Origin of the sequence: Wolbachia endosymbiont of Drosophila tristis (genome assembly GCF_028981745.1) — a bacterium.
GTDB lineage: Bacteria > Pseudomonadota > Alphaproteobacteria > Rickettsiales > Anaplasmataceae > Wolbachia > Wolbachia pipientis.
Window position 1 is genome coordinate 1 of record NZ_JAPQLN010000089.1, and the last position, 20,720, is coordinate 20,720.

A 20,720-nucleotide genomic window follows, 5' to 3' on the forward strand; every position below is an offset into this window, starting at 1 on the left:
GGAGTAAGTGATTTTTATGGATTACAAGCTCTAGTATGCAGAAGTATGATAGAGGGAGGAGAATGTTTTGTACGTTTAAGAACGAGAAAGCTGGAAGATAGATTTTCTGTACCACTACAACTGCAAGTACTTGAGTCTGAACATTTAGACAATAAAACAAATCAAACTTTAGCAAATGGTAATGTAATAAGAAACGGGATTGAGTTTAACAAGCTTGGGCAAAGAGAAGCATATTACTTATTTAGAGAACATCCAGGAGAAGGCTCATTTGGAGAATCAGTAAGAGTACCAGCAAATGATGTTTTACATATTTATAGACCACTAAGACCTGGGCAAATTAGAGGAGAGCCATGGCTTTCGAGTATACTGCTAAAGCTCTATGAACTTGATCAATATGATGATGCAGAATTAGTACGAAAAAAGACTGCAGCAATGTTTGCGGGATTTATTACGAGACTTGATCCAGAAGCAAATATCATGGGAGAAGGTGAAGCAAGTGAGCAAGGAGTAGCACTATCTGGCCTGGAACCTGGAACAATGCAGCTTTTAGACCCAGGAGAGGACATAAAATTTTCAGAGCCATCAGATGTTGGAGGAAGTTATGAAGCGTTTATGAGACAGCAACTGAGGGCAATAGCAATAGGTACAGGAATAACATATGAGCAGCTAACAGGAGATTTAACAAGCGTTAATTATTCATCCATTCGGGCAGGGTTGATAGAGTTTCGCAGAAGGTGCGCAATGTTACAGCATAACGTGATAGTGTTCCAGTTTTGTAGACCTATTTGGAATAGATGGCTAGAATTAGCAGTGTTTTGTGGAGAACTGAGTATAGATGAAAAAGTAGTAAAAGCAGCGAAAGAAGAAGTAAAATGGATACCACAGGGATTTGATTGGGTGGATCCACTGAAAGACCAGCAATCGCAGCAAATGGCAGTAAGGAATGGATTTAAGAGTCGATCGGAAGTAGTATCAGAAATGGGTTACGATGTTGAAGAAATAGATCAAGAAATAGCAGAAGATCAAAAACGTGCAAATAGTCTCAACTTAATATTTGACTCTGATTGTAAAGGATTATGATGCTCTTAGGAAAACCATTAATGCTTGAACCAAGGAGTTTTGAGCTATTGTCATTAAACAATCAAAAACATCCCACGTTTAAAAACATAAAGCACTCCATCAAAAGTAACGTAGAAAGAACTGCAATTATACCAATTCATGGAATTTTAACTAAAAAACCAGGTGCGTTTGATGAAATGCTCGGGATGACATCATATGAGCAAATAGAAGAACAAATTAAACAAGCATTAGCAGATAGTAGCATAGAGACAATTATGCTGGAAATAGATAGCCCCGGAGGAGAGGTAAACGGTATATTTGACCTAGCTGACTTTATTTATGAATCAAGAGCAAAAAAGAGGATAATAGCGATAGCAAATGATGATGCATACTCTGCTGCATATGCTATAGCTTCAAGCGCTGAGAAGGTATTTGTGAGCAGAACTTCTGGTGTTGGCAGTATTGGAGTAATAGCAAGTCATATAGATCAAAGTAGATTTGATGAAAAGCAAGGTATTAAGTACACCACAATCTTTGCTGGTAGTCGAAAGAATGATTTAAACCCACATGAGCCAATGACGTCTGAAAGTCTGGGAAGCTTACAAAAAGAAGTAGACCGACTATATGAAATGTTTTTGCAGCTAATAGCAAGGAACAGAGGTCTTTCAATTGAAAAGATTCGATCAACAGAGGCAGGGCTATATTTTGGGGAGAAAGCAGTAGAAATAGGCCTTGCAGACGGAATGACAATTCTTTCATCTATTAATAAAAACAGGAGTATTACTATGAATGAACAAACTACAAACGACCTAGAAACTGATAATTTAACCAAGTATCGTACTGAAGTTCTTGAATTAATACGTTTATGTAATTTATCGAAGGTGCCAGAAAAGATAGAAGAATTTATTGAGCAAGGCGTAAGTGTTGAGCAAGCCAGGGAAGTTTTAATGGAATTACTTGCAGAGAGAACGAAGAAGACAGAGATACTGAGTGCAATACCACAGAATTCAGGAGAGGAGTTGATGATGCAAGTAGCTAAAGCTAGAGCACAATCAAGTATTTAAGTTTTTTTATAACCGTCGGGTACAACAACTACAAACATGGCGGTAAACTAAAGGGAAAAAAAGGAGAAAAGAAAATATGACATGTATAACTGAACAAAATAATCTAGGTGACTTATTAAAGTATGAGGCATCAAGTCTATATTCAAGAGATCAAATAACAGTAGCTAAAGGTCAAAATCTTAAGCTTGGTGCAGTAGTTGCCAAAAAGACGGAAGATGGTTTTATTAGAGTACTTAATCCCACTGGAACAGACGGCACACAAACGGCAATAGGAGTAATTTCAAGTGATGTAAACGCAAAGGAAAATGCTAAAGGAGTAATTATTGCTCGCGGTGCAATGCTAGCAGATCATGCAGTTGTATGGCCAGCAAATATCACTGAAGAGCAGAAAAATGCAGCAATAAAGCAACTTGAAACACGAGGGATCATTATTCGTAAAGCAGTCTAAAGCTATATTAAACAATAAAAAACACAAAGGGGGAAAAGAAAAAATGCAAAATCCATTTACAAATACAGCATTTAGTATGACGGCACTAACTAATGCGATGAATATATTGCCGATAAATTATGGACGGGTTGAAAATTTAAATTTATTTCCAAGTAGGTCAGTAAGATTTAGACATATTACGATAGAAGAGCAAAATGGAGTATTAAGTTTACTACCAACGCAAGTACCCGGAGCACCAGCAACAGTAGGAAAAAGAGGAAAAAGAAAGGTAAGAACATTTACGATTCCGCACATTCCGCATGATGATGTAGTGTTACCAGAAGAAGTACAGGGAATAAGAGCATTTGGATCAGAAAGTGAACTTAAAGCGCTGGCAGATGTAATAACTGACCATTTGCAGCTAATGAGAAATAAACATGCAATAACGTTGGAGCATTTGCGTATGGGAGCGCTGAAAGGAATAATTCTGGACGCAGATGGCAGTGAATTGTTAAATCTGTACAACGAATTTGAAATAACACCAAAAGTAGTAAATTTTGCACTGGGAGCAGCGATAACTGATGTAAAACGTAAGTGTCTGGAAGTATTGAGGCACATAGAAGATAATCTAAGTGGTGAATATATGACAGGAATTCATGCTTTAGTAAGCCCTGAGTTTTTTGATGCACTTACTTCTCATGCTAAAGTGAAAGAAGCATATGAGAGATGGCAAGAAGGAGCAGCGCTAAGAAATGATATGAGGTCAGGATTTACGTTCTGTGGAATAACGTTTGAGGAATATAGAGGACAAGCAACTGATCCTGAAGGAACCGTGAGAAGATTTATAGAAAGGGATACGGGGCACTGTTTTCCAGTAGGAACAGCAAGCACATTTACAACATATTTTGCACCAGCAGATTTTAATGAAACAGTGAATACTCTTGGACAGCCACTCTATGCAAAACAAGAGCCAAGAAGATTTGATAGAGGAACTGATTTACATACGCAGTCAAACCCTCTACCAATGTGCCACCGCCCGGCCGTTTTGGTCAAGATCGTTGCAGCATAACAATACTGGTAGAGTAACTACAAGGTGGTGAGGCACAGAACGACTCTACCGGTATGCGCTTTCTTAGCATGTAAAGGTTAGTATATCAAAAAGAAATATGCAAGAGAATATTAAGCGATTATTAGAAGATTGTTTTGCCCATTTAGGAGAAGTGGCTTTATATAAATCAAAGGATAAGTCATATATGGTACAGGTGTTAAAGCAAGAGCCAGATAAATTATACGAGATTGGTGAAGGGCAATTTGTAGGAGAAACTTTAGTGTTGGAAATAAGTGCGTTTGATCTACTGCAGCCAATTGTAGGAGATATTTTTGTTATAGGTGACCGTAAATATAAAGTATATTCTCCACCGCTGCAAGATAATTCAGGAATGGTATGGAAAATTCGAGCGTCAGGAGTATAAATGCGTATTAACACCGGTAGTATTATACAAAGTATAGATGCTGAAAGGAAAAAAGTGGAAAAAGTGACGGTGAGTGCATTAAACAAAACAGCAATATGGCTAAAATCAAAAGCAGCTAAGGAAATTAGTGAGGAAAAGAGAATAAAATTAAGTTTGATAAGAAAGAGATTAAGAATTTTTAAAGCAAAAACAAGCAGATTAGAAGTGTTAATTAGAGCAAATCTCTACGACATTAGAGCATCGACAATTGGCAAAATACAAAAAACAAGAAGAGGATCGAAAGTAGGAAAGCATGAGTTTATAGGAGGATTTGCAGCAGTTATGCCAAAAGGAAATAGCGGTATGTTTAAACGTGAAGGAAGGGCAGCATTGCCAATAAAGGAAGTTAAGTTGCCACTCGAACCTGAGGCTTCAAGGATAATAGGGAATCTTGTTAATTATGAAGTTGAAAAGGTATTTGAAAAATATTTTATACATTACATGAGTTAAATTATATGCATGACAAAGTTCTGGAAAGATTTACATAAAGCAATTTGCAGCACACTGAAGGAAGAAATACTGGCTATACAGACATGTGAAATTTATCCAGCAATAAGGAAAGAATTAGTAGCGCCAGCGGTGTTTGTAGAACTAACAAGTTTAGAACCAGGTAAAGATGCAGGTACTGATGAATTAGCATTGAAAGCCAGGTTTGAGGCGAGGATTGTAGTTGATGGAACAGTAGAGGATTCCTCGGTAGTTGTTAGAACATTAGCTGCTGAGGTTGCGAGAGTAGTAAATAAAAATACTTGGAATGTGGAAAATGTTTCACCAGGAGAATTTATCTCTGCGGAAATTGACGGATTTATGCCAGAGCTCGATGCATATTTAGTGTGGATGGTTGATTGGAGTCATCAGCTTCATTTAGGTAAATCAGTATGGGAAGAGGGGAAAATTAAACCACATACAATAAACGTAGGAAATATAAATGTTGGATCATAGTTTTGCGATTTCAGAGCTGAATAGGAAGCTAGCAAACGTTATTCGTATAGGAATTGTAAAAGAAATAGATTATGAAAAAGCAAAAGTAAGAGTGAAAATAGGAGAATTTTTAACAGATTATTTACCGTGGATAACAAGTAAAGCAGGAAAAGATAGAGATTGGTCTCCGCCAGATATTGATGAACAGGTTATGATATTTTCTCCTCTTGGTGAACTATCATTAGGAGTGGTATTAGGAGGAATATATCAGGAAAAATACCCTGCACCAGAGAATAAAAAAGAAATAAATAGTGTGAAGTTTCAAGATGGAACAAGATTGTTATATGATAAGGAAAAACATCATTTAGAGATTGAAGTAGTAGATAAAATAACACTGAAAGCTGGGGAATCGAGCATAGAAATGACAAAAAGTGGAATAAAACTGAAAGCAGAAAGGATCGACTTAAATTGAACAAAGGAATAGTGAGGTTAGGAGACTACTGTGGAGAAGCTATACCACATTTCTGCATTAGCGGAAGTAATAATGTTTTTGTAAACGGTAAGTCAATGTGTAGACAAGGAGACAGTTTTAGTGAAGGAAGAGCATTAACTGAAGGATCAAAAACAGTGTTTGCAAATGGTCTTGGTGTAGGAAGAGTAGGAGATATAGTTTCATGTGGGTTTAAAGTAATAAAAGGCAGTGAAAGCGTCTTTGCAAAATAGAAATGAAGGGTATGGATGCTAAAACAGGAAAAACGTTAGAAGGAATAGAGCACTTAAAGCAGTCGATAATTGATATACTGACCACTCCTATTAACAGTAGAATAATGAGGAGAGATTATGGCTCAAGATTATTTGAATTAGTGGATAAACCAATCAGTAGAGATTTTACTTTGAAGATCTATGCAGCAACAGCAGAAGCACTGGGGAAATTTGAGAAGAGATTTAAGTTAGAAAAAGTAAAGATTGCTGAAGCTAAAGAAGGAAAAATGACTCTTGTACTTGAAGGTATGTATCTTTCAGAAGGCAAGTTCATAAATATTAGTGGAGTAGTTGTTTAGAAATGCAAACATCTAATATTATTGAAAAACTAAGCTATGAGGAAATATTTTCGAGAATGAAAGAAGAGTTAGTAAATCGAGACACAAGTTTTACAGCATTAGTTGAAAGTGATCCAGCGATAAAGATTCTGGAGGTGGCAGCATGGAGAGAGTTGTTACTCAGAGAAAGAATAAATGAAGCTGTAAAAAGTAATTTACTAAAATTTGCAACGGGAGAAGATCTTGGTAATTTAGCTGAATTTTATGGAGTAGAGAGAGAAAAAGAAGAAGAGGACGAACGATTTAGAAAAAGAATAAAAGCAAAAATAAAAGGCTGGAGTACAGGAGGAAGTAAAGAGTATTATCGTTATCAGGCACTGTCAGCAGATAGTAGAGTAAAAGATGCATTAGTAGAATCACCTATACCAGGGAAAGTACAAATTTCAATCTTATCAACACAATTATCCACAACTGGCATAGTGTCAGAAGAACTACTAGAAATTGTAAAAAAGCAGGTTACTAGAGATGATATAAGGGTTTTAACAGATACGATAACAGTAATTGGTTGCAATATTACGGAAATAGATATTCACAGCAGAATGAGCATGAGTCCTGTAATATCAGAGGAAGAAATCAAGAAGCAGTTTATTAAGAAGTTTGAATTAGCAAAAAGATTAGGGTGGAGTGTAACAAGATCATGGATAATAGCGAATCTATTTGTAGATGGTGTAGAAAATGTGGAATTGATCGAGCCAAGAGAGGATGTTGTGGTTCTGGGAAATGAATCTGCAAATTTGAAAAATTTAAAGATTGAGTTGAATTAATGTTATTGCCACCAAATGCAACAAAACAGGAAAAAGCGCTAGTAGATGCGATAGATTATAAGGTTGATCCAAGCTGTATTAGAGGATTTAAATTTAGATTGGAAGAAGAAACATTGCCGTGGATAATAGAAGAATATGGTTTAGAAGAAATACTACGCTGGGTAAAAGATAGAAGAAAAGCAGTAGTAGAAGGAGTAAAATTTCAAAGACTGCGAGGAACACCTAAATCACTTAAAATAGCACTCAAGTGGGCAAATATAGAAGACATTACAATCATCGAAGAACCACCCGGTAAACACTTTTTTGAGTTGCAAGTAGGGATAAAAGAGGTACCAAATGACTTCTTCGTAGATGCAGTAGTAGAGCTGGCAAAACTATCACTGCCTGTAAGATCGAGGTTGATGAGGATTTTTAACGATTATTATAATGCGCAGAGATTTATATTGGATGAGAGTTTATTTGGAGATCTTCTTTCTGATTATTCAGGAGTAAAAATAGAAAAAGATGGACCAGTGTTATCATTTGGAAGAGTAAATTTTTTCAGGTCTAGTGGTCCAGTTATTAGGATTATAGAAAACTATCTACGCGATCATTATGAACGAGCTTTAAGCAATGATATATATCGCCTAGATGTAGCAATCCTTGGAGAAACAGAGCCTCACACAAAGAATTATAACGGTATTTATGAAAGAAATCATTTGTGGTACAACTTAAAAGCACTATATCCATTACCACAGAGTTTATTACCATCGATTAAATTTGCAAAAGCGCAGATAGTATTATCAGACAGTTGGGATTTAGGAGACATAAATACGTGCTTTCCAGTTAGTAGCGTAGAAGAAAGAGGAAATAAATTTGTATTGGGAAGCGATAAACTTTCAGGGCAATATTGGAATTTAAAACACAAGCCAATTTTAGAAAGATTTAGCGTTACTCACAACTATAAAGTAGAAAATTATACAGATCAGAAGGTCAGAAAATATGTTTTAGCAGAACACAACGTTTACTATAAAAACGATTTAGATTCAGAGCAAAAAGACTCAATACACGAATTAGAAAAGCACATTTTAGTATTTTACCCGGGAGTACTGAAGTGGCACGAACATCGACATTTGCACAGAAGTTGGAAAGATAGTCGAATAATATCTCTAATAAGTTAAGCACTTATATTTAGATCCTCATATATTATATTAATAATAGGTAAAAGTGTATGAAATAAAAAGAAAAGGACTTGCTTTCTCATGCTAAAAAGGACATGACTTGAATAGCAGCAGGTAAATATAAGAAATTTGTCTGGCGCTAGAAAAGCTAATTTTGTGAGGTATGAAATGAGTTTTAGCAAGAGTAAGTTTTTTAAAGAAGTATCAAGTAACGGGTTTAAAAACATTAATAAAAGAAATGAAGAAGGAGAGACGATCTTGCATCAAGCAGTAGAAATCTCCGATTACACAACAGTGAGGTTATTAATAAAAAAAGGGGCAGAGGTAAATGCAAGAGATAAAAATGGTTATACACCACTACACTGTGCAGTATTTGCAAAAAGCTTAGAAAATGTAAAAGTGCTGCTAAGGGAAGGAGCAGAAGTAAATGCCACTCAATATGTCAGTGGATGTACGCCATTGCACTCTGCATGCAAAATAGGAGGAGCAGGAGTTGAAATAATAAAAGAGCTAGTAAAAGCGGGAGCTGAAGTTAATCAACTGAATAAATATGGTGCAACACCAATGTATTACATCTGGGAAAGTGAAAAGTATTCTCTGTGTGATAGCAAAGAAAGTGAAAAGGCAAGCAAATTTTTGAGAGAAAAAGGAGGAGTAATAAAAAATAGAGAACTGACATGCTATGGAATAGAGAGGCTAGTGGGAGAAATAGCAGACATGTTGAATGGGAGTTATTTGCCGGAGTTAAAAATAATAGAGATAGAAGAAATAAGGAAGAGAGACAAATCACTGATAAAGGAAGAATGTAAAAATTTAGCAAGCAAAATAATGAGCCAAGTGAACGAAATGATAGATGAGGTAGCGAAAAGGAAGGTTTAAAAGAGGGATTTAAATTTAAAGAAAAGGTGAGGTGGATTATGTTAAAGCTTGGCAAATTTAATAAGTCAGCAAAAGAATTATTAGAGAACTCATATGAAAATATTTATGAAAGAGACGAGAAGGAAAGAACAGCTCTGCATTATGCAGTAGACGCAAAAACAGTGAAGTTATTAGTTGAAAAAGGAGTGAATGTGAATGCAGCAGATGTGAAAGGATACACAGCACTGCACCTAGCGGTAACGGAGAAACGTCTAGAAATCGTGAGGGAATTGATAAAATCAGGAGCAGACGTAAATGCTGAGGAATATGGAAATAAATGCATACCTCTACACCTTGCGTGCATGGTAGGTGAAAAAGAAATAGTGGAGGAGCTGATAAAAGCTGGAGGAGAAATAGAGCAAGCGGATAAATTTGGAATGATAGCGATGGATTATGCGAAAAATAGCAAAGAAATAGCCGAGGTATTAAAGAAAGAAACAGAGAAAATGGAAAGTTTGTTAAAAAAATAAGAGTCGTATCAGAAAGCGCAACAGCAGTTGGTAAAGGAAGGGCTAGACCAAATTTGAAGGCTGTAGCTGATAAAAGTTGGTCTTTTTCATAAGAGTAAATGGATTGATGGAAAAAAGGAGTGGTAAGGCTCCTTGCACTACAAAAACATTTGCAGGAGAAACTATGAGAAAAAGAACATTAACTTGCCGATACGAGCCAGATGAATTAGCGGAACAACATCTAGCAGACGCCTATGAGCTGTTACTAAGGTATGCGGTAAAAAGAAACAATGAAAAGGAGATAAAGAAAAATGATAACAGTGGCCTTATATGCAAGAGTTTCATCGAAGAGTCAAGCGCAGAACAATACAATAGAGAGTCAAATTGCCGAGCTCAAGCATAGAATTGCTGCAGATAAGCATGAGTTACTGAATGAGTATGAATTTAAGGATGATGGGCTTAGTGGGTGGAGTTTAGAACGTGAAGGTTTAGATGCATTACGTGATAAAGTAGGAGAAGATCAAATTGATAAAATTTATATTCATTCACCTGACCGACTATCAAGAAAATCTGCACATCAAATGATACTACTTGATGAATTTGAAAAAGCAGGAGTAGAAGTAATATTCTTAAATCATAAGACTGAAAATAATCCAGAGTCTAAATTGTTATTGGGAATGCAAGGATTAGTGGCAGAATATGAGTGTACAAAGATTATGGAACGTAGTCGTAGGGGAAAACTCCATAGAGCAAAAAAAGGCTGTGTAAGTGTAATTGGCATTGCACCTTTTGGTTATAATCGTATAAAGCATGTAGATAGAGAAAAGACAAAGTTTGAAATAAATGAAGAGGAAGCAAAAATAGTAAAGCAGATATTCATGTGGGTAGGGCAAGAGAGAATAAGTATAAGGGAAGTGATACGTAGACTAAGAGATAAGTCAATTAGAACAAGAACTGGAAAGAAGGTGTGGTGTCCAATAATAATTTGGAAGGTGTTAAGAAATCCAGCATATAAAGGACAAGCAGCGTTTGGTAAATTAAAGAGGGTTGAAAAAAGAGAAAGAAATAAACAAAAGGTTTCTATCTGTCGCACAGATGAGGACAGCTGGATTTATATACCAGTACCAAAAATAGTTGATGAAGGGTTATTTAATAAAGTACAAAAGCAACTGGATGAAAATAGAAAAAGAGCAAGGATGCAGAGAGAGGGAGGAAAAAAGAAATACCTATTACAAGGTCTAGTTGTGTGTCAAAACTGTGGATATGCGTATAGTGGTGCACAATGTGGAGTTGAGGGAAAAAAGTTTAGCTATTATCGCTGTAGTAGTACTATACGTATTACTGATGGTAGGGAGAAGTGTACTAATAAATTGGTCCGTACAGATATGTTAGAAACAGCTATATGGGAAAAGGTGAAAAATTTACTAAAAAACCCAGAGATAATAAAAAATGAGTATCACCGTAGAATTGCAGAAAATAAAAATGATGAATCATCAGATAAGAAGCTTGCAAGAAGAGAAAATCAAATAAAACAAGGCATCGAAAAGTTAATGGAAGACTATTATAGTCAAGAAAATGTAGGAGATAAAGGATATATAAGTGAGGAAGAATTTAAACAGACGATGAAAAGAATGAGGGAACGCTTAAGAGGGATAGAAGAAGAGAAGAAAAAGGTAGTTGATCAAAAAGCGATAGAGAAGGGAATGAACCTTATCATCAACAGTATAAAGAGTCTTTATTCCAGTGTAAAATCTAATTTGGAACAGCTAGATTGGCAAACTAAGCGTGGCATCATTAAAGCATTAGTAGAACGAATTCAGATTGGTTATGACCAGGTAGAAGTGGCGTTTAGAATAGAAGAACCAGCACAGGATGGAGAGATTTTTAATTTGCAACATTGTACTGGACGTCATGATAAAGGGGCTGGCAAAGCTTGTCAAGAAATTTTCTTATTTCATTTAAATTGCTTGTAACCTTCTTATACACTCATCTTTACCAAGAATCACCATGATATCAATGATTCCAGGTGCATCCATTACTCCAGTTATAGGGGCGCGTAATGAGTGGTATACATCGCTTATTTTCATATCGTGCAATTTTGCACATTCCTTGATCTGAGAAGATAAAAAACCCTTATTCCAATTTTCATCACCGATCTTTGACAGAAATGACGCAAGTAACTTGATTATATCGAGGTTAGATTTGACAATTTGCTCAGCCTCTTCACTTAAATCAAGTGGCGGATCTTGAATATAAAATTTTGCTAAATCCAATAATTCGGTCAGGTAGTTTGCTCTTTTTTTTAGCTCTGTCAGTCCCTGCAGTAAATAGCCCTTTTTTTTGTCAGTTAGAGTATTTTCTCTAAGCATTAGAGTCAGAATATCTTCATTGCTCATATTACTAATATAGTGGTTATTCAAATGCTCCAGTTTTTTGAAATCGAGCCGTGCAGGTGAACGACCAATACTTTCTAAATTAAACCACTCTATTGCTTGCTCATCGCTAATAATCTCATCGTTGCCGTGACTCCAGCCAAGTCTCAGCAAGTAATTACGCATCGCTTTTGGCAATATTCCCATCTTTTCATAATCGCAAACGCTTGTGGCACCATGCCTTTTGGATAGCTTATTCCCATCTTCCCCATGGATAAGCGGCACATGTGCAAAGCGTGGAATGTCAAAATCAAGAGCCTGGTATATTAGCAGATGTTTAAAGGTATTAGTGAGATGGTCAGAACCACGTATTATATCAGTTATTCCAGCATCATGATCGTCAACTACCACGGCAAAAATATATGTTGGAGTGTTATCAGAGCGTAAGATCACTATATCATCAAGCTGGTCGCTATTTACTTTGATTTGGCCGTATATTTTGTCATCAATGACGATCTCTTGCGAATCTGGCACTTTAAAGCGGACAACTGACCTCACACCCGATGTCATTCCAGCGCGTGACCACATATTTTTCCAGTGTCGGCTACTTGGATGACAAGAAGGAGGTTTTGTAGTACATTTATGCTTGTATATCTTGCCCTCTTCTCTTGCTTTTGCCTTCTTTTCTGCAACTTCATCTTCAGGGCAGTAACAGTGATACGCCCTACCCTTTTCAACTAAAAGGTTTGCTACTTCTTTATGCCGCTCTATTCTTTTTGACTGATATACTATTTCCCCATCATAGCTCATACCGAGCCATCTTAGCCCTTCTATAATTGCATCAATTGCTTCTTGTGTTGAACGTTTTCTGTCGGTGTCCTCAATTCTTAGCAAAAACCTGCCACCATGATGCTTTGCATAGAGCCAATTAAATAACGCAGTACGAGCTCCTCCAATGTGCAAAAATCCTGTTGGTGATGGAGCAAATCTCGTGACTATACCTGGCATATTTGTCTGTTACAGTAATGTAAATGATGATAGCTAAAATTTATGTTTGTAACAATTTAGAATTTATTTGTTCTGAGAGATAAAATTTACTTGTTTTTCATAAATTGTGTTGTATAATTTAGTATTGGTTGAATATAGCGAGGTGAGTTATGGATGGACTTGTAGATATAGCAAAATTGCTTTCAGATAATGAAGCTAATATCAATTGACGTTACACCGGCCCTTTTGATAAAACAAAACAAAGAGTACAGGCAGGTAATCTCCTGCATTTAGCTGCAAGAATACAAAACAAAGGTAAATTTGTAGACATTTGTAAGAAGAACATTGCTTCTGTAACTGCGCATAATGAATATGGAGATAATCCATTTCATGAAGCAGCAAGAAGTGGAATTTTGCTGACTGCAGTACAAGAGATTGTGAATGACTTAGAGAAGGAAGCTAATAACAAAATTACGAAAGCAGAAGAAGCTGGAGATCGGAAAGAAGTAAGCAGATTGAAAGAGGAACTCAAATGTAATAAAAAATATATTAAAGATGCGCTCTGCAGTAAAGGCTATGCTTTTAATAAGAAGAGGGAAACTCCTCTTTATTACTTAAATGCTGCACAACAGAAAGAAATTAAGCAAATCGCAGGCATAAAAGACAGCTTTATATGTAACCAGAAGTTTCACCTGTGCTTATATATAATAGGAGCGATAGCATGTATCGCTGCTTTATGTTTGTCTTTATACTTTTTATTTTTAGTTTCTCAATCTTTTGCACTAAGCTCGATGGTTGCAATAGCTTCTGGCGGAGTCACATACCTGTCAGTTAAAGCATGTAGCGAGATACATGCCTTGCATAACGAAAGCACTTTAGTGGAAAATGCTAATGTACAACTTGCAGGAGAAAGTTTAGGTGTTTGATGAAGCTAGAAATTACTTGCAGGCAATGATATAGAAATTTACTTTCTTAACTTCAGAAAGTATACTCATACGATGATAGAAAAGAAGTACAGTAAGATTTTAATAGCAAACAGAGGAGAGATTGCCTGCAGGATTATCAGAACTGCCCATAAGATGGGTATATCTTGTGTGTGCATATACTCGGATGCAGATGTAAATTCTGTGCATGTAAGACAAGCAGATGAGTCAAGATATATCGGCCCTTCGCCATCTTGCCTCAGTTATTTAAACATTGAAAAAATATGTGAAGTAGCAGTTGAAACAGGTGCTGAGGCAGTTCATCCTGGCTATGGTTTTTTAGCAGAGAATCCAGATTTTCCACGTGCTCTTCAAAAACATAATATAGACTTCATCGGTCCCAGTGCAGAAACAATAGAAGTTACAGCCAACAAAATAACAGCAAAAGAAGCTGCAAGAAAAGCTGGAGTGAATGTAGTGCCAGGATATATGGGTAAGATCAGCGATGCTGCCCACGCAGCTCAAGTTGCTAAAGAGGTCGGTTTTCCCGTTATGCTCAAAGCTGCATCAGGCGGTGGTGGCAAAGGAATGCGAATTGTAAACTCCAAAAAAGAAATTGAACTAGCATTTACATCAGCCACAAATGAAGCAGAGAAAAGTTTTAAGGATGGCAGTATCTTTATAGAGAAATATATAGAGTTGCCAAGACATATTGAAATACAAATCATAGCAGATAAATATGGCAATATAGTTTGTCTTGGAGAAAGAGAATGCTCGATACAAAGGAATAATCAGAAAATAATAGAAGAAACGCCAAGTCCATTCATTAGTGAAGAAGTAAGACAAAAAATGTATGTTCAATGTGTTTCTCTGGCAAAGCAAGTTGGCTATTTTTCAGCAGGCACTGTTGAGTTTGTTGTAGATAAAGACCAAAACTTCTATTTTCTTGAGGTAAATACGAGATTGCAAGTTGAGCATCCAGTAACAGAATTTATAACTGGAATAGACATAGTAGAAGAAATGATTAGAACTTCCTGTGGAGAGAAATTGAGATTCAATCAGGATGATATTAAACTTACTGGTTCTGCAATAGAAAGTAGAATTTGCGCTGAAGACCCATCGAAGAAATTTTTCCCTTCCAGCGGAAGAATAAAATATTACGATAAACCGGGTGAAAATGATTATGTAAGAATAGATGATGGAGTTGCTGCAGGTTCAGAAACTAGCATGTTCTATGATTCGATGATTGCCAAAGTGATAACATATGGAAAAGATAGAGTAGAAGCGATCAGCAGAATGCAAAAAGCATTGTCTGAATGCTATATAGAAGGAGTAACAAATAATATAGAATTTCTAGAATCCATCTTCCATCACCCAAATTTTATCGCAGCAAAGCTCCATACGAGATTCATTCCAGATCATTACCCTAGTGGGTTTCACGGCGATTTTGTTACAGAGGAGTATATTAAAATATTTATTTTCACTGCGTTATATGTTCATTTGGAAAATGAAGAAAGGTACCATCATAAAGCAGTGAATGAAACATCTCAGGTGTCATTCCAGTGCGTGACACTGGAATCTAGTAAAAAAGAAGGGGCACCAGTATCAGCTACTCGGATGGCAGGTGACCGTGCAAGAGATTTATTCATAGTGAATATAAATGACAATGAGTACTCCGTAAATGCAAAATACCAAGATAATATATTAATAACGGTATATAATCACAATAAATACTCCGTTATAGGCAAGTGGAAATCAAGTTATAGATTGCTATATATCACAATTAATGACGATACCAATATAGCACTTAAAATAGAAAGACAAGGCAGCAAGTACTTCATAAGGCATGCAGGCATGAAAGCTGAGTGTTGTATATTTAAGCCTCATGTAGCTGAATTAAGTAGGTTAATGCTAAATAATGAAACAGAAGGGATTTCAGCAGATGCTGTAAAATCCCCAATATCTGGTTTATTAGTTAAATTGCACGTAAATGTAGGAGATCAGGTGGAAATAGGACAACCTTTATTTGTGGTGGAGGCAATGAAAATGGAAAATATCATATGTGCTGAAGCAGCAATGGTGATAAAAAATATTCCCGTTCAAGAAGGAAAAAATGTGCAGATTGGTGATGTAGTCTGCTTTCTTAAATAACATAAGAAGTACAAACTTGACCCAAACAAGATAAATGAAAACACTTGATGAGCTATGGCAATGGCTATTGGTATGTGCAATAATAGAGTAATTACACCTAAAATGATCTGAATGACGACGGAGAGCAGCATAATATATACCGGTTTTATGCTAGCATTTTTTACTGTGAGTATTACTACCAAAGTTAGTATTAGCAATGCCAGTGCTCGATGTATAAATTGCACTGTCGCTCTGTTCTCAAAGATATTCAGCCATGTAGGCTGTAAGAAAAATAAATCTTCTGGAACGATTTGTCCGTCCATTAGTGGAAAGGTATTGTAAATTAGACCAGCATTTAATCCTGCAACAAATGCGCCGAAAATTATTTGTATCATGATCAGAACTAAAATAATTCCTACGTAGTACTTGGTGTTACAACTAATCTTAAGTTTAGTTTGCTTTGGCCTGATTTGGTAATCAAAAAATTGATATGAAAATAATGCAAAGATAATTAATGCTAATAATAAGTGAAGTGCGAGCCTATAGTGGCTAACATGAGGCTTGGCTACCAAGCCGCTTTTTACCATATACCAACCAGCAAAAGCTTGTAAAGCTCCAAATAATAATGCCACAAATAGCTTTATTACTACCTTTTTAGATATTTTTCTTCTTAATGTAAAATATATAAATGGCAGGACAAAAACTAAACCTGTTAGTCTTGCAACCAATCTGTGTACATATTCTATTAAGTATATAGCGCGAAACTCCTCCATACTAATACCATAGTTAAGTGCTTTATATTCAGGTGTAGCTTCGTATTTTAATTTTTCTTGTAGCCAGTCTTGTTCACTCAGTGGTGGTAATGTTCCAGTAATGGGTTTCCACTCCGTGATTGACAATCCTGCTTTTGAAAGTCTGGTAAATCCACCAATCCCTACCATGAGAATTACCATGACCGAGCAGAGAAAAAGCCAAATAGCTACAGGTTTTGCTTCCATAAACCATGCTGAGTTTTGTTCCATCGCTCAGGGTAAAGAATAAATTCCCATAAGGCAAGAAAAGCTGCAACACTATGTAGCAGACTATAGACCGGAAAAAATATCGATACTATATAAAAATAAAAAGGCATCTTTTGCTGTTTGACAGCTATTACCAAAAGAATCAGGTTAGTAACGTATACCACTACAAAGTAGTACAAAAATAATTCATTTAAAACTTTAGTTAATATCAATGAAAGCAGTAAAAATGGAGTAGTAAAAAATATAAAAGCTGCAGAGCCAACAAAAAGATTCAATAGCAAAATTCCCTTAAATCCAGTGTGTTTATAAAGTGACTTTATATTTTTTAAATGAACAATATAAGTTTGCATATAGCCTTTGATCCAGCGCGCTCTTTGCTTAATCCAAGCAAATACAGCAATTGGTGACTCTTCCAATGTTTCTGAGTCAATCATCCTGGTTTTATATCCCATTTGCGCAAGTCTCAAACCAAGGTCAGCATCTTCGGTAACACTATAAGCATCCCAGAAAAACACTTCTTTTAGAATTTTTACTGAAAAATGATTACTGCTACCACCCAAAGGTATCGGCATGTTCATTTTTTGGAATCCAGGCAATAAGTATTGAAACCAGTTCATATACTCCAGAGAAAAGAATTTTGTGAGAAAATTATAATCACAATTGTAGTAATTTAATTTCGCCTGTACACAGGCAAGCTTATCGTCGTCCTTATTAAATTCAATCAGTGCTTTTTTTAACTGCAATGGGTCTGGTTTATCGTCCGCATCATATATTACTGCATACTTTCCTCTAGCAAAGCTCATAGCATAATTGCATGACTTGGCTTTTGTTCTAGGCAAAGAATGAGGCACTTTTATTACTTCAAAATACTGCGGTAAAGTGTACTTTTCTATAGCTGCTAGCGTTTCTTGGTCATCACTTTCTACCTGAAGCTTCACATCTAATTTTGATTTTGGATAATCCAAATTTTCAATGCTTTCGATCAATTGCTCTATCACTGCACTTTCTTTAAAAGCAGGCAATAAAATAGTATATATAGGAAAATCTTCTTCATTCAGCTTACTATAATCCACTTTTTGATTAGAGGTTTCACATAAGCTAAAAACTGTAGCTATAAACTTGAATAAATAACTAGAACATCCGATTATAAATATCAACATCAAAGCAAAATATGTATATTTCTCTGTTAGTGTTAAAATTGAAGTTACAATAAAGAAAGAAGCAAAAAATATTGAGCTTAGTTTAATGCTTTTAGCTGAAAAATTAGGATTCTTGTAATATAAGTAGTTGCTTGCAAATTCTGAAATACCAAAGTGCGAGTTAAGAAGATTTAAAATCTGTTCGCTATCCACTTTTATTAATACATAGTCAATGCCGTAATGAGCTTCGACCCAACGGTTGATATCTCGGCTTGTGTCTTCAACCATAAAAAAAGTAGTATCATTTAATTTTTGCCAAGGAATTATATTAAATTTATAGTAAAAAAGTTTCTCTTGCTCTTTGCACAAACTAGAATCAAACTTAATTTTTTCTACATTATCAGCTTGAAGTATAGGCATTAAACCTAATGCAATTTTTTATTTAAGTCACGTGAAAATGAAGATATGACCTCGCTACTACGCTTATCATCTTTACGTTCATGCATTATTTTTTTTACAGCATCAGCAGCTATACTCGCTGTGTTAGCCTGTAAATCTCCAAGAGCTTTTTCAACTTGGTCAGTGACTTTCTTCAAATTAGAATGGGCATTGTCATCTAATGTCTGATCTAGCTGCTGTCTATTGTGCTTAATGATACTATTAGCTTTATCAAGTGCTTCATTCATCATTTTATTAACTTCTGCATCTAATTCTTTGTATTTTTTAGAAGATTTTTTGTAATACTCCAACATATCTTTCCTGAATGTTTCAGTTTCTTCACTTGAAAATTTGCTTTTGTTACGCTTATTGTTAAGCGCATTTTTTATCACTTTCTTTAGCAATTTATACGAAAGGACAAAACTTACCAAGAAGGCAAGACCGATAATCAGTGATGTAGACATAAAAACCCCTAAAATTCTTTGGACACCAAGTCAGCAATAAATTCCTCTTCAATTTCAGAATTAGTCAATTTAGTATAATAAATTAAAGCAATACTAGTAGCCATTTGTTTTAACTGATCAGTATATTCAGATTTAAATTCTGCCACTTTTTTTTCAATAAGCTTGCTCTTTTTTTTATCTTCCTCTTCTAATATATTCTTAACATTAGCTCTCATTTCTTCTACCTGAGCAAGTGCATCATCTATGATTTTTTTTGCCTGTATTCTAGCTTGGGTTAAAGCTGCGTTATACTTGGTAATCTGATCTTCCGTAAGTCTTAAAAGATGAACAGAACTATTAAAAGAACCCAATACTTCTTTACTTCTAGTGCTTATTATTTCATCTAACTTTGGCAAAAATAAACAACTTACTACGAAAAAAAGTGAAGAGAAAAAAATTAAAAACCAAAAAACTTGAGAAAAGAAGGTTGAAACATCAAGCTGTGGCATCTGTTAAGCAGCAAATATTAATAACATTGCAAGTACAAACGCAAGCAATCCCATGATTTCAACCATGGCAGCACCAATATAAACATAACTTTTCATTTTACCTTCTGATTCAGGGTTTCTCGCAATCCCATTTAACATAGCAGAGAAGATATTAGCTATACCTAAACCAGCGCCGAGCATTCCAAACACAGCTAAACCAATTGCTATAAATTTTAAAGCTACTAAATCCATATATTACCTTTAATTATTTCTTTATAATATAATTGTAAAATATTCTACAAGGAAGTCAATTACTTTACTGCATCTGACAAATATACACATGTTAATATAGTAAATATATAAGCTTGTAAAATTGCAACAAATACTTCAAATCCTATCAATGCAATTATGAACAAAAACGGCGCAGGAGTGAAAAATATGTTCATATTTACAATAAACCCTGCTATCACTTTGATGATTGTATGACCAGCAATCATATTTGCTGCAAGCCTTATTGATAGGCTAACCGGCCTTACTAAATAAGCAAACAACTTAATAATAATTATTATAGGTGCAAGCCACGAAGGAGTTCCTTTTGGTAGCAATATGCGTAAAAATTCTACTCCCCTTTCTTTAAATCCAACAATCGTTATATAAATAAAAACCACCATCGATAAAGCGAAGGTGACTATCACATGACTTGTGACCGTGAAACTATAAGGAAGAACACCAACTAAATTACACGATAAAATGAAAATAAATACTGTGAATATCAATGGAATGTGCTGCAAGCCTTTGCTTCCAGTGTTATTTTCTATTATTGAAATAACAAAATCATATACATACTCAACTGCAGCTTGCAAATATCCTGGTATTACTGACCCCTTCTTTATTCCAAAAAGCAAAAAGAGTATCATCAATATCACCGAAATCATCGTGAAAAAAGATGAATTGGTAAAGCTTACGTCATACCCAAATAACCTAGGTAACTCTATTATTGTATATACCTTAAACTGTTCCAGTGGATTTAGTGCCATTTTAATCTGAATTATAAACAGTAAATAAAGTATGAATTTTATAGGACAAAGTCAAGAATTAAGATAAGGCTCTGTATTATTATAACATTAACATATTAACAAAATATGTAATTAGAATGTTAATTACAGTCAGCTCTGTATTTTAAAATTTACTAATCTTGTTAAATTATTCAATATCTTGACTTAGAGGTTGTCCGGAAACTAGTAAATTCAAGCATATTCCCTCTTTAACATAACCCTACTCATAGCTAGGTATATGAAATTCTCAGTGGATGTTGTGAGTAAATCATACTCCTTCGATAGCCTTCTATTCCTATTAACCCAAGCAAAAGTCCTTTCTACAACCCATCTTCTTGGCTGTACTTTAAACC

The 20,720-nt window shown here is 35.3% G+C and carries 26 protein-coding genes; 18 read left to right on the top strand and 8 right to left on the bottom strand.

All coding sequences use genetic code 11. From position 1 onward, the window contains the following. From OZD64_RS03630 to OZD64_RS03705, 16 genes are all read left to right on the top strand, one after another. The coding region (locus tag OZD64_RS03630) for a phage portal protein (protein ID WP_274999310.1) at window positions 1-1,080 on the top strand (1,080 nt) is incomplete at its 5' end. Continuing rightward, on the top strand, window positions 1,080-2,123 hold the full coding sequence (locus OZD64_RS03635; protein WP_264374801.1) for a S49 family peptidase: 1,044 nt from the start codon (window positions 1,080-1,082) through the stop codon (window positions 2,121-2,123). The genes OZD64_RS03630 and OZD64_RS03635, both read left to right, overlap by 1 nt. 76 nt (window positions 2,124-2,199) lie before the next feature. Then, window positions 2,200-2,571, top strand: coding sequence for a head decoration protein (locus tag OZD64_RS03640; protein WP_264374497.1), 372 nt, complete (start codon window positions 2,200-2,202; stop codon window positions 2,569-2,571). Window positions 2,572-2,614: 43 nt separating this feature from the next. Beyond that, window positions 2,615-3,619: a major capsid protein gene (locus OZD64_RS03645; protein ID WP_264374498.1), complete on the top strand. Its 1,005-nt coding sequence runs from the start codon at window positions 2,615-2,617 to the stop codon at window positions 3,617-3,619. Window positions 3,620-3,716: 97 nt separating this feature from the next. Next, window positions 3,717-4,022, top strand: a complete 306-nt coding sequence (locus tag OZD64_RS03650) for a head-tail joining protein (protein WP_108784462.1) — start codon at window positions 3,717-3,719, stop codon at window positions 4,020-4,022. After that, on the top strand, window positions 4,023-4,511 hold the full coding sequence (locus tag OZD64_RS03655; protein WP_019236396.1) for a phage tail protein: 489 nt from the start codon (window positions 4,023-4,025) through the stop codon (window positions 4,509-4,511). A gap of 9 nt (window positions 4,512-4,520) precedes the next feature. Beyond that, window positions 4,521-5,003, top strand: a complete 483-nt coding sequence (locus OZD64_RS03660; protein WP_264376929.1) for a hypothetical protein — start codon at window positions 4,521-4,523, stop codon at window positions 5,001-5,003. Next, window positions 4,990-5,454, top strand: a complete 465-nt coding sequence (locus OZD64_RS03665; RefSeq protein WP_015588267.1) for a phage baseplate assembly protein V — start codon at window positions 4,990-4,992, stop codon at window positions 5,452-5,454. Before OZD64_RS03660 ends, OZD64_RS03665 begins: the two co-directional genes overlap by 14 nt. Beyond that, on the top strand, window positions 5,451-5,705 hold the full coding sequence (locus tag OZD64_RS03670) for a PAAR domain-containing protein (RefSeq protein ID WP_015588268.1): 255 nt from the start codon (window positions 5,451-5,453) through the stop codon (window positions 5,703-5,705). Before OZD64_RS03665 ends, OZD64_RS03670 begins: the two co-directional genes overlap by 4 nt. Before the next feature lie 2 nt (window positions 5,706-5,707). Next, window positions 5,708-6,043 carry a GPW/gp25 family protein gene (locus tag OZD64_RS03675; protein WP_015588269.1) on the top strand — a complete coding sequence of 112 codons (336 nt, stop codon included), beginning with the start codon at window positions 5,708-5,710 and terminating at the stop codon, window positions 6,041-6,043. A gap of 2 nt (window positions 6,044-6,045) precedes the next feature. Then, entirely contained in the window at window positions 6,046-6,846 is an 801-nt protein-coding gene (locus OZD64_RS03680) for a baseplate assembly protein (protein WP_108784551.1), read from the top strand. Continuing rightward, on the top strand, window positions 6,846-8,006 hold the full coding sequence (locus OZD64_RS03685; protein WP_108784550.1) for a phage tail protein: 1,161 nt from the start codon (window positions 6,846-6,848) through the stop codon (window positions 8,004-8,006). The genes OZD64_RS03680 and OZD64_RS03685 overlap by 1 nt, the downstream gene beginning before the upstream one ends. A gap of 168 nt (window positions 8,007-8,174) precedes the next feature. Beyond that, a complete protein-coding gene (locus OZD64_RS03690) occupies window positions 8,175-8,885 on the top strand; it encodes an ankyrin repeat domain-containing protein (protein WP_135352802.1) in 711 nt (236 codons plus the stop codon). A 38-nt stretch (window positions 8,886-8,923) separates the two neighbouring features. Next, entirely contained in the window at window positions 8,924-9,394 is a 471-nt protein-coding gene (locus OZD64_RS03695) for an ankyrin repeat domain-containing protein (protein ID WP_264376927.1), read from the top strand. A 103-nt stretch (window positions 9,395-9,497) separates the two neighbouring features. Then, complete coding sequence (locus OZD64_RS03700) at window positions 9,498-9,776, top strand: hypothetical protein (RefSeq protein ID WP_458694396.1); 279 nt, start codon at window positions 9,498-9,500, stop codon at window positions 9,774-9,776. Beyond that, entirely contained in the window at window positions 9,685-11,346 is a 1,662-nt protein-coding gene (locus OZD64_RS03705) for a recombinase family protein (protein WP_274999315.1), read from the top strand. The genes OZD64_RS03700 and OZD64_RS03705 overlap by 92 nt, the downstream gene beginning before the upstream one ends. Here OZD64_RS03705 and gltX read toward each other — a convergent pair. Further along, window positions 11,332-12,753 carry a glutamate--tRNA ligase gene (gene gltX / locus OZD64_RS03710; RefSeq protein WP_010962590.1) on the bottom strand — a complete coding sequence of 474 codons (1,422 nt, stop codon included), beginning with the start codon at window positions 12,751-12,753 and terminating at the stop codon, window positions 11,332-11,334. The two genes, OZD64_RS03705 and gltX, sit on opposite strands and share 15 nt — an antisense overlap. A 392-nt stretch (window positions 12,754-13,145) precedes the next feature. On the opposite strand from gltX, the gene OZD64_RS03715 reads away from it, so the two are divergent. Both OZD64_RS03715 and OZD64_RS03720 read left to right on the top strand, forming a co-directional pair. Next, the gene (locus OZD64_RS03715) at window positions 13,146-13,658 is read left to right on the top strand and encodes an ankyrin repeat domain-containing protein (protein ID WP_394370289.1); all 513 of its coding nucleotides are present in this window, start codon (window positions 13,146-13,148) and stop codon (window positions 13,656-13,658) included. 72 nt (window positions 13,659-13,730) lie between these two features. Further along, window positions 13,731-15,806 carry an acetyl-CoA carboxylase biotin carboxylase subunit gene (locus OZD64_RS03720; RefSeq protein ID WP_274999317.1) on the top strand — a complete coding sequence of 692 codons (2,076 nt, stop codon included), beginning with the start codon at window positions 13,731-13,733 and terminating at the stop codon, window positions 15,804-15,806. On the opposite strand, the gene OZD64_RS03725 is transcribed toward OZD64_RS03720, so the two are convergent. The 7 genes from OZD64_RS03725 to OZD64_RS03755 form a co-directional block, all read right to left on the bottom strand. Continuing rightward, window positions 15,755-16,783, bottom strand: a complete 1,029-nt coding sequence (locus tag OZD64_RS03725; RefSeq protein ID WP_038198748.1) for a COX15/CtaA family protein — start codon at window positions 16,781-16,783, stop codon at window positions 15,755-15,757. The genes OZD64_RS03720 and OZD64_RS03725 overlap by 52 nt on opposite strands. Beyond that, window positions 16,765-18,363: a glycosyltransferase family 2 protein gene (locus tag OZD64_RS03730; protein WP_274999319.1), complete on the bottom strand. Its 1,599-nt coding sequence runs from the start codon at window positions 18,361-18,363 to the stop codon at window positions 16,765-16,767. Before OZD64_RS03730 ends, OZD64_RS03725 begins: the two co-directional genes overlap by 19 nt. A gap of 5 nt (window positions 18,364-18,368) precedes the next feature. Further along, window positions 18,369-18,845 (bottom strand): F0F1 ATP synthase subunit B family protein, encoded by a 477-nt coding sequence (locus tag OZD64_RS03735; RefSeq protein ID WP_038198743.1) that lies wholly within the window; start codon window positions 18,843-18,845, stop codon window positions 18,369-18,371. Between the two features lie 8 nt (window positions 18,846-18,853). After that, window positions 18,854-19,333, bottom strand: coding sequence for a F0F1 ATP synthase subunit B family protein (locus OZD64_RS03740; RefSeq protein WP_010962584.1), 480 nt, complete (start codon window positions 19,331-19,333; stop codon window positions 18,854-18,856). Between the two features lie 3 nt (window positions 19,334-19,336). Continuing rightward, complete coding sequence (locus OZD64_RS03745) at window positions 19,337-19,564, bottom strand: F0F1 ATP synthase subunit C (RefSeq protein ID WP_006014985.1); 228 nt, start codon at window positions 19,562-19,564, stop codon at window positions 19,337-19,339. A 59-nt stretch (window positions 19,565-19,623) separates the two neighbouring features. Beyond that, complete coding sequence (locus OZD64_RS03750; protein ID WP_022626288.1) at window positions 19,624-20,349, bottom strand: F0F1 ATP synthase subunit A; 726 nt, start codon at window positions 20,347-20,349, stop codon at window positions 19,624-19,626. A 210-nt stretch (window positions 20,350-20,559) separates the two neighbouring features. Next, the coding region (locus OZD64_RS03755) for a transposase (protein WP_274999147.1) at window positions 20,560-20,720 on the bottom strand (161 nt) is incomplete at its 5' end.

Bases quoted from the DNA above. Each gene is read 5' to 3' on its own strand.
- OZD64_RS03635 (WP_264374801.1), top strand. From the start codon at position 1,080: ATGCTCTTAGGAAAACCATTAATGCTTGAACCAAGGAGTTTTGAGCTA.
- OZD64_RS03705 (WP_274999315.1), top strand. From the start codon at position 9,685: ATGATAACAGTGGCCTTATATGCAAGAGTTTCATCGAAGAGTCAAGCG.
- OZD64_RS03645 (WP_264374498.1), top strand. From the start codon at position 2,615: ATGCAAAATCCATTTACAAATACAGCATTTAGTATGACGGCACTAACT.
- OZD64_RS03640 (WP_264374497.1), top strand. From the start codon at position 2,200: ATGACATGTATAACTGAACAAAATAATCTAGGTGACTTATTAAAGTAT.
- OZD64_RS03660 (WP_264376929.1), top strand. From the start codon at position 4,521: ATGACAAAGTTCTGGAAAGATTTACATAAAGCAATTTGCAGCACACTG.
- OZD64_RS03735 (WP_038198743.1), bottom strand. From the start codon at position 18,845: ATGTCTACATCACTGATTATCGGTCTTGCCTTCTTGGTAAGTTTTGTC.
- OZD64_RS03695 (WP_264376927.1), top strand. From the start codon at position 8,924: ATGTTAAAGCTTGGCAAATTTAATAAGTCAGCAAAAGAATTATTAGAG.
- OZD64_RS03745 (WP_006014985.1), bottom strand. From the start codon at position 19,564: ATGGATTTAGTAGCTTTAAAATTTATAGCAATTGGTTTAGCTGTGTTT.
- OZD64_RS03720 (WP_274999317.1), top strand. From the start codon at position 13,731: ATGATAGAAAAGAAGTACAGTAAGATTTTAATAGCAAACAGAGGAGAG.
- OZD64_RS03750 (WP_022626288.1), bottom strand. From the start codon at position 20,349: ATGGCACTAAATCCACTGGAACAGTTTAAGGTATATACAATAATAGAG.
- OZD64_RS03685 (WP_108784550.1), top strand. From the start codon at position 6,846: ATGTTATTGCCACCAAATGCAACAAAACAGGAAAAAGCGCTAGTAGAT.
- OZD64_RS03680 (WP_108784551.1), top strand. From the start codon at position 6,046: ATGCAAACATCTAATATTATTGAAAAACTAAGCTATGAGGAAATATTT.
- OZD64_RS03740 (WP_010962584.1), bottom strand. From the start codon at position 19,333: ATGCCACAGCTTGATGTTTCAACCTTCTTTTCTCAAGTTTTTTGGTTT.
- OZD64_RS03690 (WP_135352802.1), top strand. From the start codon at position 8,175: ATGAGTTTTAGCAAGAGTAAGTTTTTTAAAGAAGTATCAAGTAACGGG.
- OZD64_RS03730 (WP_274999319.1), bottom strand. From the start codon at position 18,363: ATGCCTATACTTCAAGCTGATAATGTAGAAAAAATTAAGTTTGATTCT.
- gltX (WP_010962590.1), bottom strand. From the start codon at position 12,753: ATGCCAGGTATAGTCACGAGATTTGCTCCATCACCAACAGGATTTTTG.
- OZD64_RS03725 (WP_038198748.1), bottom strand. From the start codon at position 16,783: ATGGAAGCAAAACCTGTAGCTATTTGGCTTTTTCTCTGCTCGGTCATG.
- OZD64_RS03655 (WP_019236396.1), top strand. From the start codon at position 4,023: ATGCGTATTAACACCGGTAGTATTATACAAAGTATAGATGCTGAAAGG.
- OZD64_RS03650 (WP_108784462.1), top strand. From the start codon at position 3,717: ATGCAAGAGAATATTAAGCGATTATTAGAAGATTGTTTTGCCCATTTA.
- OZD64_RS03675 (WP_015588269.1), top strand. From the start codon at position 5,708: ATGAAGGGTATGGATGCTAAAACAGGAAAAACGTTAGAAGGAATAGAG.
- OZD64_RS03665 (WP_015588267.1), top strand. From the start codon at position 4,990: ATGTTGGATCATAGTTTTGCGATTTCAGAGCTGAATAGGAAGCTAGCA.